The organism is Halorubrum sp. CBA1125 (assembly GCF_009742825.1).
Lineage (GTDB): Archaea > Halobacteriota > Halobacteria > Halobacteriales > Haloferacaceae > Halorubrum.
On record NZ_WPCE01000002.1, the window covers coordinates 22,692 to 35,944 of the forward strand.

General features: G+C 55.6%; 17 protein-coding genes. 6 read left to right on the forward strand and 11 right to left on the reverse strand.

Going from position 1 to position 13,253, the window contains the following annotated elements:
* Nucleotides 1-55: 55 nt before the first annotated feature.
* Entirely contained in the window at nt 56-400 is a 345-nt protein-coding gene (locus GJ633_RS00635) for a hypothetical protein (RefSeq protein ID WP_122105603.1), read from the reverse strand.
* Nucleotides 401-476: 76 nt separating this feature from the next.
* On the opposite strand from GJ633_RS00635, the gene GJ633_RS00640 reads away from it, so the two are divergent.
* Entirely contained in the window at nt 477-1,007 is a 531-nt protein-coding gene (locus GJ633_RS00640) for a hypothetical protein (RefSeq protein WP_122105602.1), read from the forward strand.
* Nucleotides 1,008-1,028: 21 nt separating this feature from the next.
* On the opposite strand, the gene GJ633_RS00645 is transcribed toward GJ633_RS00640, so the two are convergent.
* On the reverse strand, nt 1,029-1,559 hold the full coding sequence (locus GJ633_RS00645; protein WP_004594164.1) for a hypothetical protein: 531 nt from the start codon (nt 1,557-1,559) through the stop codon (nt 1,029-1,031).
* A gap of 262 nt (nt 1,560-1,821) precedes the next feature.
* Here GJ633_RS00645 and GJ633_RS00650 point away from each other — a divergent pair, with 262 nt between their 5' ends.
* The gene (locus tag GJ633_RS00650) at nt 1,822-2,247 is read left to right on the forward strand and encodes a hypothetical protein (RefSeq protein ID WP_238987657.1); all 426 of its coding nucleotides are present in this window, start codon (nt 1,822-1,824) and stop codon (nt 2,245-2,247) included.
* 203 nt (nt 2,248-2,450) lie between these two features.
* On the opposite strand, the gene GJ633_RS00655 is transcribed toward GJ633_RS00650, so the two are convergent.
* Entirely contained in the window at nt 2,451-2,783 is a 333-nt protein-coding gene (locus tag GJ633_RS00655) for a hypothetical protein (RefSeq protein WP_156586309.1), read from the reverse strand.
* Nucleotides 2,784-2,858: 75 nt separating this feature from the next.
* Between GJ633_RS00655 and GJ633_RS00660 the strand changes: the two genes are divergently transcribed.
* The 3 genes from GJ633_RS00660 to GJ633_RS00665 all read left to right on the forward strand — a co-directional run bounded on the left by GJ633_RS00660 (nt 2,859) and on the right by GJ633_RS00665 (nt 4,918).
* Nucleotides 2,859-3,638 carry a CBS domain-containing protein gene (locus GJ633_RS00660; RefSeq protein ID WP_122105601.1) on the forward strand — a complete coding sequence of 260 codons (780 nt, stop codon included), beginning with the start codon at nt 2,859-2,861 and terminating at the stop codon, nt 3,636-3,638.
* 148 nt (nt 3,639-3,786) lie between these two features.
* Complete coding sequence (locus GJ633_RS18045) at nt 3,787-3,909, forward strand: hypothetical protein (protein ID WP_255470481.1); 123 nt, start codon at nt 3,787-3,789, stop codon at nt 3,907-3,909.
* A 442-nt stretch (nt 3,910-4,351) separates the two neighbouring features.
* Nucleotides 4,352-4,918 carry a hypothetical protein gene (locus GJ633_RS00665; protein WP_156586311.1) on the forward strand — a complete coding sequence of 189 codons (567 nt, stop codon included), beginning with the start codon at nt 4,352-4,354 and terminating at the stop codon, nt 4,916-4,918.
* A gap of 121 nt (nt 4,919-5,039) precedes the next feature.
* Here GJ633_RS00665 and GJ633_RS00670 read toward each other — a convergent pair whose 3' ends face one another.
* The 6 genes from GJ633_RS00670 to GJ633_RS00695 all read right to left on the reverse strand — a co-directional run bounded on the left by GJ633_RS00670 (nt 5,040) and on the right by GJ633_RS00695 (nt 10,796).
* Nucleotides 5,040-5,966: an HNH endonuclease gene (locus GJ633_RS00670; protein ID WP_394351109.1), complete on the reverse strand. Its 927-nt coding sequence runs from the start codon at nt 5,964-5,966 to the stop codon at nt 5,040-5,042.
* A gap of 298 nt (nt 5,967-6,264) precedes the next feature.
* Entirely contained in the window at nt 6,265-6,957 is a 693-nt protein-coding gene (locus GJ633_RS00675; RefSeq protein ID WP_321168841.1) for a hypothetical protein, read from the reverse strand.
* Nucleotides 6,957-7,985, reverse strand: a complete 1,029-nt coding sequence (locus GJ633_RS00680; protein ID WP_321168842.1) for a hypothetical protein — start codon at nt 7,983-7,985, stop codon at nt 6,957-6,959. The genes GJ633_RS00675 and GJ633_RS00680 overlap by 1 nt, the downstream gene beginning before the upstream one ends.
* 392 nt (nt 7,986-8,377) lie before the next feature.
* Nucleotides 8,378-8,881, reverse strand: a complete 504-nt coding sequence (locus GJ633_RS18160; protein WP_321168843.1) for a hypothetical protein — start codon at nt 8,879-8,881, stop codon at nt 8,378-8,380.
* Nucleotides 8,882-9,207: 326 nt separating this feature from the next.
* On the reverse strand, nt 9,208-10,203 hold the full coding sequence (locus GJ633_RS00690; RefSeq protein ID WP_156586315.1) for a hypothetical protein: 996 nt from the start codon (nt 10,201-10,203) through the stop codon (nt 9,208-9,210).
* Complete coding sequence (locus GJ633_RS00695) at nt 10,200-10,796, reverse strand: hypothetical protein (RefSeq protein ID WP_156586317.1); 597 nt, start codon at nt 10,794-10,796, stop codon at nt 10,200-10,202. Before GJ633_RS00695 ends, GJ633_RS00690 begins: the two co-directional genes overlap by 4 nt.
* Nucleotides 10,797-10,892: 96 nt before the next feature.
* On the opposite strand from GJ633_RS00695, the gene GJ633_RS00700 reads away from it, so the two are divergent.
* Nucleotides 10,893-11,129 (forward strand): helix-turn-helix domain-containing protein, encoded by a 237-nt coding sequence (locus tag GJ633_RS00700; protein ID WP_156586319.1) that lies wholly within the window; start codon nt 10,893-10,895, stop codon nt 11,127-11,129.
* Between the two features lie 7 nt (nt 11,130-11,136).
* Here GJ633_RS00700 and GJ633_RS16870 read toward each other — a convergent pair whose 3' ends face one another.
* Both GJ633_RS16870 and brxL read right to left on the reverse strand, forming a co-directional pair.
* Complete coding sequence (locus GJ633_RS16870) at nt 11,137-11,658, reverse strand: S16 family serine protease (protein ID WP_321168845.1); 522 nt, start codon at nt 11,656-11,658, stop codon at nt 11,137-11,139.
* Entirely contained in the window at nt 11,543-13,165 is a 1,623-nt protein-coding gene (brxL, locus tag GJ633_RS00705) for a protease Lon-related BREX system protein BrxL (protein WP_197431162.1), read from the reverse strand. The genes GJ633_RS16870 and brxL overlap by 116 nt, the downstream gene beginning before the upstream one ends.
* Between the last annotated feature and the right edge of the window lie 88 nt (nt 13,166-13,253).

Here is a 13,253-nt window from a genome sequence, read left to right on the forward strand (position 1 = left end):
CCAAAACACTCTCAATCCAGGAAGCCGGGTTCCGTGAACTACTCGGTATCCGCCTCTACCTGTACGAAGACGACTGGCGAAGGCATCGTTCCGCTCGATATTTCAGAGTCTCGCGGGCATAGTACGCGCCATCCCGCTCGCTTTCCGCAACTCGCTCAAACAATTGCCGCGAAATCTGCTTCGTGACGATCTCACCATCCTTAACCATCCAAGCGAACGGTTCGTTCGGATCAAGGCCCCACCGTCGGAGTATCTCCCCGTCGACCCGCAACGATTGGACAAGCTCGTCACCATACTCACTGGCTTTCTCTCGGCTCAAAACCAAGGTATCGAGAACCCCATCATCGTGCGGCTTCGGCGTCGCCCACTCAACGGTCCATTCCGAGTCAAGGTCGTTCATCACTTTATCAGACATCTGATCTACAAAACGAGCGGGCCACAGTACATATAACCCGATTGCTCTCCTCACGGCTCGTATGCCAGCAACACAAACAATCGACGTGTTTGACGGGTTAGAATTTTATGTCGAACCCGCCGAAGCACCGGACCCGGTCTACTATACGAGCGACAAACCCGAATTCGACGTACACATCCGGAACAAGGACGCAAAATACGATTTCAGTGAAGAAAGCGCGTTCACATGGACAATTGAAACGAACCCGATGCAAGTAGTGCATACCAACGAAGTCGAGTTCGGCCCCTTGGACCGTGGAGAGGAAACGACGGTTACTGTCGGTGGGAAAGTTCTAGCGTACGAAGGCCACGGGGTTTTCGGTATTGCTACCGGTGGGGCGTCAGGAAAGAGTGGTTCCGACCGCCGAGAATTAAAATCCGGACGTGCAAAATCAGCTGACCCAGCGTACAGTTTCCACGTGTGGGACAATTCGCATTACGACGCGTCGATCCGGCAGCCGAAGCGGCTGCAGTTAGCTATGTTCGGCACTTCGGTGCTGCTAATCTTATTCGCGGTTGTTCAGGTGCTACTAGCCATAGGGATCGTGGGGTAGACGCCGGTTGGAACGCGACGGTCAGCGTCGTTCGAATTTCCCGAGTTCGAGATCCACGTGCTGATGTACTCCGTACGGATCGATGAATTCCATTTTCCTGGTGTCGATGAACCGACTTACTTCGCCGTGCCTAGGTCCCCAGTGAGCGACATCAATCCCGAGCTCTGATTCGAGCACTACTCCCCCGACGAAGTTCACTGTCCCTGCGACGAGCAACGCGAGCCACCAATCCGTTGGTGCCGCGAGGATAACGACCGCGACCGGGAGCGACGCGTACATCGTGAACGCCGGTACACGGTACAGCTTCCCGATCTCAGCATTTACAAGATACGCAAGCATCCCGTACACTCCAAGAATCAATCCGAGGTCACCGTACCAAACGAGGAATCTTGGTGCTGTCTCTAAGCCCAGAAACGACATATTCAACGCGAGAACGTTCGTGAATGTCGTTACTCTGGACACGTAGTATTTCTCGACCACGATCCCAACGAACAGCAAGGCGAATATCGGGAGATTAGCCCCGAACACCCTAGTAAGCGCGTCAATCAGCATATTTGCTGATCTCTCTCATAGATGCATTATTGTTGGGCAGTGATGATAGAGTGAGATTGGCAGCTCACGCCGATGTTGGCTGTGCTGGATATATCCTTGTATTTCCCACGCCACCTCTATCCGTTCGTGGGGCTTTCAACAGAGCCGAATATAGCTCACTAATAGACGCGGGTTGAGGATCAAGACGCTCTACATCAAATAGTAATCCCACATAGAGACGGGTGTCCGGTTCTACAGAACGAAGTCTAACCGAAGTCGCCTCGTGTCAGGGAAACTGATTACTGTCGTCCCAGTATACCTCGTCCCGATGCCCCAGATATTCGAGTTCCATTGTACGAACCCGGACTGTGAGTTCGAGATGCCGTCCGGCTGGGGATACTATATGTACGCAATCGCTGACGACGGCGAACGCATCCATTGTCCACACCCTGGAGAGATGGGACGAGCGCGAGACGTGATCGGCGAGGACGCGTCCCAGGAAGAGATCGACCGTCGCACCGGGTTCAATACCTACTGCTTCTGTATCCACTGCGAAGCGCAGGTGGATTTAGATCTCGACCGGGATGAGAAGGCGTGTCCGGAGTGTCGATCAAACGCGGTCAAGACCATCGATGAACTTGTTGACGAACAATGCCCCGTCTGCGGGGAAGGGACATTCGTCGCTGAGGATACCGGTGCAATAGCGTAGTTGCGCCAGTAGGATATTATAAACGAGTGCCCGTTTCCATATGAAGTTTAACTGGATAGCGAAACGGAGAGTTCTCTATGGAAAGTGAATCGAACACCCGGGTATTTCGGCGCAGGATATGAGAATACAGAAGGGCCGATAGCAGAGTCACATTCGGGCAGCCAGACTCACAGCACGCCTGTATCATACATATCCCGGGAATATCAGGCGTATTCACTAAGTGAGTGATTGTGGCGCGTTTGTGGACGGCCTCGTACCAACAGCTCATATTCCCCCATCGGCACTGGCAGTGCCCCCGTCCCAGATAGCTGAGAGAGTTTCACGGCGGTGAGCGGTTCTTGGGCCAGTGCGTACCCTGTTGCCATACTCACCGGTGCGACAGCGACGATCGCCTCGTCAGGCGTTGCCTCAATCAGTTCTTCAGCATTCGCATTACGGACAACTGCATCGGTCGGGAGTGAAGAGACGGGAAACAGATCGGATGCCTCGTCGTATGGAATACTATCATATACGAGGTATGGATGCTTGTTACGCATCTATACAGTCCTATTAATTTTTGAAAGTAATAAATCTAACGTCGGTATTACAGCACTCCCCTCACACGACAAACCATGACCAACGGTTGCACCGCGGACAATATTGCTACCGCAAACCCAGAAATATGCCCGGCTGACGACGTTCCGACGGCAGCAGACTGGCTTTCAGAACGCGACTACGACTCGGCACCGGTGTTCGAGGATGGCCGCCCAATTGGCTACGTGACACGAGACGCCGCAGAGACAGCCTCGCCAGACACGTCACTCGCAGAGATTACAGAACCGCTCACAGTCGATGTCCTCATCGCCAGCGACTCCCCACTCGACACAGTTCTCGAAGCACTCTATGACCGCCCGTTCTACTATCTCGCGGACCGAAACCAAGTCACGGGTATACTCACCCGTGCAGACCTCAACACCGAGCCAGTCTACCAACACCTCTACACCAAACTCTCACAACTTGAACAAGCCTTCCGAAAGACAATCCAGGAACACGTGCCAGATTGGCGCGAAACCACGCCGCTTCACCCAGACATATTGGACGCCATCGACGAACGCCTCGCTGATGCGAAAGACGCCGGCGTCGCACTTGACCCGATTCACTACGCCCAATTCTCAACACTCGTGACTATCATCGGAAACAGCGACGCTGCATCACAAGCACTCGACTTCGATGCCGGGCATCAAGCAAGCAGCCAACTCGACCCAATCACGGATCTCCGGAACGATGTCGCCCATTCAACACCGGTCATACAGAACACAGACCGCGGCCTCACAGAATCCGGGCGAACAATAACCCATCTCCTCGACCAGTACCAACTTATTGAGGAACTACTTGCCACCCACAACGAATGACACGGCGAGAGTCATACGCGGCCCGCGTCGGAGACTACGTCGACGAGAAACCATTTGTTCGATGGCTTCGCCTGGCTCTAAGAAGAGGCGGCCCCTGCGTACGACTGTGCGAAATAATTGTTCGACCGGCAAATCTGTGAGTGAAAGAATGGTCCTGAAAGACATCCCAACCGTTGATGAACTGGTCGAAACGACTGGCCAGTCCAAAGAGCAGCTTCTCAAGGATCGTGAGGCTGCGGCGAAGATGTCGGGCGACTCTGCCGACGAGTAGCGGTATCCCTGATAGGCGAAGTTGGTTCTACGAACACGATCGGTTACTAGAATCAATGAGAGAATTCGAAAGCATCGGAGAAATGCTCGCGGCAGAGGATGGAACTGTTTACATTAGTGGTAATAGTCTAAGTGAGACGGCCTGTGTTAATGTTAAGTATAATTTATTTCTCACTGCGGGGGGACTTCGCAGACGAAATAGAATATCGAAAGCGGAAGCAGTCCACCGTGGATTATCCCCTTTCCCCAAGGGTATTTAAGTCACGATCCGATAGTTACTATTGTTTCAGAGCTCCCTTTGGCGATGGAAGCCCGCGGTAACCCTGCGTAGCTAATAGACTACCACTTGTAGGTAGTCGTGAGACTGTCTGGATACGCACACGTTTCAGTACACCCACAGGGCACCCCTCGCACGTTGCTAACAAGACAACAACCCAACAGCTATGACGCTAACAACAACCATCGAAACAAACGGCACAGAAATCGAAGTCGACCTTGATGAACTCGATAAATATGGCTACTACTACCTTAATGAGGCTCGAAACCTCATCATTAGAGCGATCGTGTATACTCACGGCACGAAAGACAGCCGCTGGGTAGAAACATCAGAGATTGGGACAGACTACACGATCAGTGAAGTTGAGGTTGATATTGACGAACTCAAGAGATTCGTCAACGCAGAACTCAACCTCACGCTCACAGACGAAGAAGCTGAGCACATCGCTACATACTACCAAGAACAAGGCCACGAAGTAGTCAGCCACTGGATGGATGATTTTAGCGGAGACCGAATCCTATCCAAAGCCGATTACAAGATCATCTCTACAGATGTGGAAGAACCACTTCTCGGCTGGGAGTTTGAATTCGAAGACCTAATCACCCGTATCGCCGCGATAACAGAACTTCCTGATCGAGAAATACAGTGGAAACTCTTCAACGCTGCCCGAAGCGCATCACCTGGAGACTTCGAGTACAGCGCTAAAGTCGAACTCACCGGAACACCACTCTAACCGGAATTCGCACTCCCAGTGGAACCTGTTTCAGCGAACTCAAGATTGGATTCAAATCCCAGGGTGATAGAAACAGCGTTGAAAACAGGAATTTGACCGCGTATCGTCCGTTCTTAGACGACTACAGCTCTGCGTTGATCCGCTGTAGCGCCGCAATAGCTGTCTGTAACTGCTCGCGGACCATTACGTTTCCCTCGTCCGGTGTCGACTTATCCCTATCTTCTTGATCGCCCTGAACGGACTCTCCTAGTCCTGTAGGGTCAGACGGAGTACTGTCTCCGACACCGTGGCCAACGGAATCCAGCCGTTGTTGCTCATCGGAACTACTCGAATTCACGTCTGCCTCGTCGGCTGTCTCACTCGTGGTGTCACCACCTGGATGCTGCCCACCGCGACCACCGCGGCGAAACGCATCCAGGGGGAAATCATACGCACACGCTCGCTTCTCTTTGTGGAACGTCGTCCGCCTAGAAATGTCAAGCACGTCCATAACCGTCTGCCGGTTACAACCGCGTTCTAAGGCTTGCCGGACCTGCTCGTCTTCAACCCGCTGAATCAACGCTTGCGGATCCGACGGGATGTGACCACGCGCAGAATGCTCGATTTGGCCTGTCAAGCCCCACGCACCCGTCTGGACATCCTGATCAACGATCTGCCGGTCACGCGTCTCGACCTGGTTGTCAAGCCCCATCAGGACTGCAAGGCGTTCACGGACCGTCGTTGGCGACAACTCCGCCGTTAACGAGTCCGCGATCTTACCAGTCTGCGCTGGCCCCTCGTCAGCCAAGTACCGTAAGATCTCGATGTCCTGCGGAAGCAGCACACTGAGATCGGCTTCTGTGAGTGTTACTGGAGCGTCTGCACGCGTCGATTGCTGGTGAATCCAACTGTGGCAGGACCGGCACAGCGTCGTCAGATTCTCCAAGTCGTTTTCAGCGACTCCGACGGGGTCACGCTCGATATGGTGAACGTGTAACGTCGCCAGACCACCTCGCTCTGGACCTTCTCGCCCGCAGACTTGACACCGATGACCGTCTCGTGCCAACACGTCAGAGCGTGTCTCGGGAGTTACCGATGCGTTCTCGCGGTTCTGCTCGTAGTCGTGGCTCGCCGCTGAGTCAGACGTACGCGTCTCCGCGCCGTCTGGCTCACTCGTCGTCGTTTGTTCGTTCGATTCGTTGCTGAACTCGTGGTGTCCGTCAGCTCGTGTCATCAGTTTCTGTTAGCTTCGGTCGCTTGCTCGATTGGTTCGCGCGGTTCCGGCCAGCATATGGATGATCGCTTCAATCAGATCGACCGCTTCCATCGCTCCCCGTCAGACTCGGTGTTGCACAGTTACGCGAGCATCACCTCTGCACCGTCGGTGACAGTGACTTCACCGAGAACTCTGATTTCGAGCAATACCACTGAGCAAGCCGTCCGAGATCACGGGTCCGAAGCACATCAGCGACGTTATGAGCCACTAGGTCAGCGAACCGTCCCTCATTGAACGCTGTGACTGCTTCACCACTCTCGACGAACGGATCCACGTCGCTGTACCGGCCATCACACAGCACGTCATAGACGCCTGCTAAGTCCCTCTGATCATCAGACACGACATCACCGTCACCACCATCACAGGATGTGACGGTCGTATTGAATCGCCGCGTTAAGACCGGCAGAAGATCCGCGTACGGGAGCTCACGGAACGGCCACTCAATCTCCAACCGTGCCAAGCGCGTCCGAAGGAACGGGAGATCGAACCCGCCCTTCCATCGTTCTCCGTTGAACGCCACCAGCAACACGTCATCATCCTGGAGCCGGTCCGCAGTGAACGATCCCACTGCTTCAAACAGCGCTCGCTCCGTCGGATGCGTCGTTACCTGCACGTGTACAGGCACGCGATCACTAACACGTCTCTCCACACCGTCGGCATCCCGACTACCAGTCTGGACGAACACGCGGACGCCCATCGGCACCGCGAATCCGATTACAGTAACCTCGTCGTCGACACCGAACCCAGTCGTCTCAATATCGAACGCGACCAGTTCCAGCACCACTACGCTTCACCCCCTGAGACATCTGCCTTCTCAACGTCGTGTATCAGCTCGGCACGATCCGGGATGCGATCATCGCTCGCCGGGCGGACTCGAAGCTCACCGAATCCGAACCGCGAATGCGTTCCAACCCGGGATACCCCGTTCTTTGCCGTCTTGACCGGGTCCGATCCGTCGTACCCGACAATCTGTCCGTGGTCAATCGTCGCTAGGTCATACACGTCTCCATCGTCGACGAGCCGTTCCGTCCGTCGCCGTAGCCCGGATCCTCTCGCTTCACTCACCTCACCCTCATTGTTACGGTCACAGTCAGCCGCACTCGACGGCGCAGCTGGGCGGGACACATCCCACCACCACGGCACGGACTGATCATCAGCACCGGGGTAGTCGGTCGCTATGACGAACGGTGACACCAACTCAATGGAGTGCTCATCAGCTGCTGCGATCCGATCGTAGTCCAACGCCTCAAGATCGATCAGTTGTGAATCGACGATCGACAACCGACCGAACCCGTAGTTCCGCGCGCCGCCGACCTGCAGGCCATCCAGCGTCTCATCCGCGACCGGAAGCACCGACTTCGAGTGCGAGCCAGTCGTAGACAGGTAACACTGGACGAACCACCGAACCGATCGTTTCGAAGTCTGCATCTCTGGCGGGCGACCAAACCACGCGACCGAATCGAACGCAAGCCGCCCACCGTGCGACTGGACAGGATGGGCGTTATGCGCGTCTCGTGGCCACGACGACTTTAGCCAACGCTGCGCCGAATCCCGCAGCAGGAACAGATCATCATACGCCTCGACCGGCGGTAGCGACAATCCAACCTTCCCTAACGATTCCTGAGAGTACCACGATGGCGGCGTCCCGTACGCCTTCGGCAGGAACACACCGTTGCTGACACACAGCCCTCGCCGCATCGACTCATCGACACGCTGTGCTAGTGCCTGATAGAGCGCGTTCCCTGTCACGAAGTACGGGTGCCCCAGATACCCCGTCTCCAGCTCGAACAGTACCTGCTGAATTCGTGTCACGCTGACTCACCCCCTGCGTTTCCACTCCAGATCCCGAGTAATCTCCGAGACTGAAGCGCCACGGACTGCGGTCCAGACACACCCTGTTTCCAGTGCCACGAGCCGTACAGCGCCGCTGCCGGCGCAATACAGGGGCCGGTAGGGGCAGATTGTAGCCACCAGTCCCGCAGCGGCATCGCACCTCGCCGCAGTGATGCCGCCCCTCTATCTCGACGACCACACACCCCGTTTCCACTGTCTTCACCACGACGACCACACACCCTGTTTCCAGTGCCCCGGGCAGTAGATCCATCTATACCGTCGTATTCCGGCATCGACGCTGCCCTGTAACGAGGAGATTCGAAGCGCCCCATCATCACGACCACCCCCACCCCACATCAGCAGCACCAGCATCACGCACACCACGCCACGCGACGAACTCCTCGATGTACTGCAACGCCGTTGACCAGGATCGGAGCCGTCGAAGCTGCGCATCCAACACCATCCTCGATCGTGCCCCGTCCGTCTCGAACGGCTGGGCGGTCAACCGCGACCATACATCCGCAAAACGACCGCGCCGGTCCCGGCCCGAGCCTCGCCGCCGGCCGATCGCCTGGATCACTCGTCACAACCAGCGTCACCAGCGGCGACCACAACACGGTACGATGCGGCGACACCACACCACTCTCTAACGCCGCTTCGACACCGCCATCAGTGGCCGTCGCCTCACCAGACCCCACCGCCAGGAACAATTCGTCGAAGCTACGTCCTGCACGGTACTCGGACAACAGCGCCGCCGTCAACAGCACGTGGTACTTCAGCGACGTGTACGGATAGTACGCCGACTCGTTGAACGCCGCAGCAACGTCGCTCGTCAGCCACGCCGCGTGGAGCCGAACGGCTTCACTAGGCGTCACCAACGATCGGAACCCGCCATCCGCTGCCGCCTCAATCCGGCCAGATTCAGTCGCGGACTCGCCCGTCAGCAACGACAACCGGTACGGTGACGAGTGGTTCGCCACCGTCTGTTCCGGCTCACCTGACGGTCGGCTCAGTAACGCCGCATCACCATCCGCACCTCGCGGGACAGCCTCATTCACCGGCACACCGTGATACTCGTCAGCACCCGAACCGTGCCGCCGATTCCGGAGTTTGTGGACATCGTGGCGATACACCGCCACCATCGGATCAGCAACCGTCTTACCGACTGCATCAGCATCCACAAAGTCACGAGCATCACTCATCAGAGATCACCTCGCTCTCCCTCGACGACACTGTCCTGACGATCGATCGCCGCACTCAGCTCGCCGTCAGCATCGCTCACACGCGCCTGCAACGCTCGCGTGAACTCTTCACGGTACGTCTTCCGCCACTCATCGTCTTTCTCCTGCATCGCCTTCGTGGCGTTCTGCGCCCGATTGTACACGCGACGGATCTCTCGCTTGGTGTACAGCGGATTCACCACACCCACATCAGCAATCCCCGCACCGAAATTCCGCGCACCACCGAGCTGGAACTCAAACGTATCACTCTTCGAATTGAGCAACGAAACCGCTTCTAGCAACAACCCGACGAACTCGGGCTTCAGTGTCCGTAGCGTCAACAACCACGTTCCCTCGACGTTCCCGACCACGTCCCGAGTCGCGTGCCGCAACGGCTGCCCACCGTCCTCATCGTTCCGCGACCGAACCTGCGTGTGCAGTTGCCGGTAATGCGCCTCGGCCTCACCACGGAGAACATCGACCTGGGAGCGAACCGGCGAGAACCGAATCGGCCGACGCAACAACTCGCCCGGTTTGTCACCGAATCCACCGAACAACTCGTAGACAACACAGCCAGCGTCGGTATCGCCTGCCTCAACGCAGGCTCCTTTCTCGTGGTACCCCTGGCTCAAGTCACGATCATACACGTCCGCACGCATATAATCCGCATTCGGCTCACCCGGATGGCACGCCGACATCCCCGCAATCTGCAACACGCGTTCACACCCGTGCCGTAACCAGCCCGACAACGTGAACGGCGAGATCTGCCCGCGAATCTGATTCATCGCATCATCCGCCTCGTACCGATCCGCAGACGCATGATGCCGATCAGTCACGACGCCGTCACCCGGCGCAAGCAAATCCACCCCAAGGTCAAGGTACAGATCCGGGAACGTCGACTCATCGACAGGTGGAAGCTCGAACTCACCGTCAAGGTGCCACACCGAGAATGACGGGGACTCCGATCCCCCCGTCATTGCGAACCACCACTGTCACACCACGACGACGGCTGCTCACGGCCAGATGACTCCGTCACCACACCCGAATGAGTTACATCAACACGGGCATCCTCACCATCGGCACCCGAGTCCGGATAAGCATCATCCAGCGTGTATGCCTCTAGCGTGTTCCGCGGACTGAAGACAACCAATTCAGGTTCCAGTAAAACCAGCCACGCCGACTGCGTCGCCGCGTCTGACACCGTACCGACCCGCCCTTGGACAACCAGCTCCCGGAGCGATCGATCCCACGAGCGATTATACTCATCTCCATGCCCCCGACAAAACACATCCTCAATCTTAAATTTCGGATCAGACTTCGATCGAAAAGCGGACACAGTAATGCGTCCGCCTTCCCAAATTCGAGAGTCACAGACTTGACAGATAACGGCCCCTTCCGCCAAATCTGACAGTTTCAGTTTGTTTATGTCTTCAATAAGCTCGCTGTCGATACTTTCTTGATTTGGTGGTGTTGATTTCGTCATGGGTTCGAGATTGGTTATTCTGAACCCAGCCTGGGTGCTACCACACCCGGGCGTTTCCTGATTAACGCCCCATGGCTGAGCTTCCACCCATTAGTCATACCGCTAATGGCATAAACCTTTGGACGTTCGACTAATGGATGGCGTCCCAGCACTCATTAGTGAACCGGGGTCAATATCGGTGATATGGGCGACCGGAAGCGTGACGAGAACAGTGGTCGGTTTAGCGAGGAGTATCCTCGGGAAGATTTTCTCCGGGTCGTTGAAGAACTCGGTGCAGCCGGGACGACCGACGTTGCTGAACACGTGGGGTGCGACCGAAGAACTGCTTATCTGAAGCTCCAAAGTCTCAGAGAGGAAGGCGATGTTGAGAGTCGAAAGGTCGGAAACGCTCTGCTGTGGGAATTAGTGGACGAATCTTAGGGAGTAATCACTCTAGTTCAATCGCCTTACTAGCCGCATCAAGGGGATTTGTGTAGAACACGAGTTGGAGTTGATCGAGGAGTTCGTCGGGGATCTTCGGCAAGTCTTCTTTGTTCTTCGCCGGAAGGAGCACCGTTTTGGCTCCAGAATCCGCAGACAGCTGGAGTTTATCGATCAACGAACTCACGGAGACTAACTCGCCCATCAAACTCATCGATCCCAGTACGACGGTCTGTGGCCGAACTGGTCGATCAAGAATTCCCGAAACAATACCGACGAGGAGCCCGACACTCGTTTCACCACCCTCATTCGCATCAGAAGGATTCAGAACCTGGACGTTGATGTCGTATTCATCTAGGGTATCTTCACGACTGAGTTCCCGCATATTCGCCTGTAGATAGTCACAGGCGGTTTCAAACGACTCTTTCATCCGCTTTCCAGGCGTTCCTGAAATGTTCGTCTTGCCTGATCCGGGGAGTGTCTGTGTCTCGATTCGGAATGGGGCGTGGCGTCCCTCGCTCTCGCCAATGGTGTAGACCGTTCCTGCCTGCTGTGTTCCGGGGGGGAATGAGTGCCTCGTCTGCTTCCTCGGGCACTGAGACATAGATCTCCTCTTTGGTATCCAAGTCGAGGTAGGAGAATTCGACGGCACGATATTCCATACCGCCAATCCGCTTCAATTGCTCCTTGACTCGACGACGACCTTCCATAGCGAATTCGAGATATTCTCGGAGCTCTTCTTTCGTGTAATCACCATGTGGGTGAAGTAGCTTGAGTAGACCAGAGACTGTCTTTCGTACTGCCTTTTCATCCCGTTGGTTCAGATGGTCACCAAACGCGAACTCCTCGTTAATCGCGTCACCGTACGACTCCTTGCGAAGTTCGCGGACGAATTCAGCGAAGTAGTCGACGATGAATCCAAACTGGTCGCCAAAGAACTCGGACCGCATCTTCGGGACTTCCCACCCTGGAAGGTAGTAGTGGAATCGGTCGATGAGCGCGAGATCCTGCATATCTTCGGGGAACGGTTCAAAGAGGTGTGAACTCTTGAGAACGCCTTCAACGTCAAGGTCGATATTTCCGACATAGACCATCGAGGCTTGGGCGGTGAGCTCTTCAGTCCCACGAGAGAAGCTTCCGGACTCCATGTAGTCTTTGAGCATCTGGACGGCTTCCGAATCGCTGAACTGGAGTCCCCCGACCTCGTCGAACGCGACGACATCCCAGCGACCGACGAGTCCGATCCGCCCTGTATTCAGGTTCAAGAAGAGTTTCGCAACGGTGGTTTTACCGCCAGAGATGAGGATTGAATGGGGACTGATTTCGCGGTAGAGATAGCTCTTTCCCGTCCCACGTGGTCCCAATTCGACGTAGTTGTAATTCGACTCGACGAGTGGGATACACCGAGCTAAGAAGAGGAATTTCTCGCGGTCGCTAAACGAAGAGGGGTCGTAGCCGACGGTCTGAAGGAGAAGATCCATCCATTCGTCGCGCGTGAAATCGTTACGTCGATCTTTCAGTTGGTCAAGATCAAGGTTCGATACCTGTATGGGTTTGAACGAGTCGATGCCGAAGAGGCTCTTTGGACTGTTCGCATTATCGGGGAGATATTCCAAGTCGATGATAGCCCAGACGCCACCACCCAGGAGCTTTGGATGCTTGCTGACGAGATGTTCGTTGATCTCGACATCGCTCAAACCGAGGTTGACGAACGAACCGATGTAGGCATCCTGTTGCTCATCGAGCCTGACGGTGACCTTGTCGATGACGCGATAACGTCCTCGTTCTCGAACTTCGCTCTTGACGAATTCGGCTTCGTCGGGACGAACGTAGTGCTTTGACAGAATCTCTTTGACCTTTTCGAGGCCTTCTTCCAGAGATTCCTCGTCATCAGTCGCACAGTACTGTCCGATCAGATATTCGAGAACGTAGGTGGGGACGTTTACCCCGGATTTGATGTCCTGAACAAGGTCTTTCCGGACGACGCGCCCGGAGAAGACATCCAGGGCTTTCCGATCTACGTCCTCAGTCGTCATTATATAACGGCAATGTTGCCGGGGGCATATTGGTGTCGGTCATCAGGAGTGAGAACTCAAGATAGTGAATGAATCCTGCTCGGATTCG

Bases quoted from the DNA above. Each gene is read 5' to 3' on its own strand.
- GJ633_RS00655 (WP_156586309.1), bottom strand. From the start codon at position 2,783: ATGCGTAACAAGCATCCATACCTCGTATATGATAGTATTCCATACGAC.
- GJ633_RS00640 (WP_122105602.1), top strand. From the start codon at position 477: ATGCCAGCAACACAAACAATCGACGTGTTTGACGGGTTAGAATTTTAT.
- GJ633_RS00645 (WP_004594164.1), bottom strand. From the start codon at position 1,559: ATGCTGATTGACGCGCTTACTAGGGTGTTCGGGGCTAATCTCCCGATA.
- GJ633_RS00665 (WP_156586311.1), top strand. From the start codon at position 4,352: ATGACGCTAACAACAACCATCGAAACAAACGGCACAGAAATCGAAGTC.
- brxL (WP_197431162.1), bottom strand. From the start codon at position 13,165: ATGACGACTGAGGACGTAGATCGGAAAGCCCTGGATGTCTTCTCCGGG.
- GJ633_RS00700 (WP_156586319.1), top strand. From the start codon at position 10,893: ATGGGCGACCGGAAGCGTGACGAGAACAGTGGTCGGTTTAGCGAGGAG.
- GJ633_RS00635 (WP_122105603.1), bottom strand. From the start codon at position 400: ATGAACGACCTTGACTCGGAATGGACCGTTGAGTGGGCGACGCCGAAG.
- GJ633_RS18045 (WP_255470481.1), top strand. From the start codon at position 3,787: ATGGTCCTGAAAGACATCCCAACCGTTGATGAACTGGTCGAAACGACT.
- GJ633_RS00690 (WP_156586315.1), bottom strand. From the start codon at position 10,203: ATGACGGGGGGATCGGAGTCCCCGTCATTCTCGGTGTGGCACCTTGAC.
- GJ633_RS00660 (WP_122105601.1), top strand. From the start codon at position 2,859: ATGACCAACGGTTGCACCGCGGACAATATTGCTACCGCAAACCCAGAA.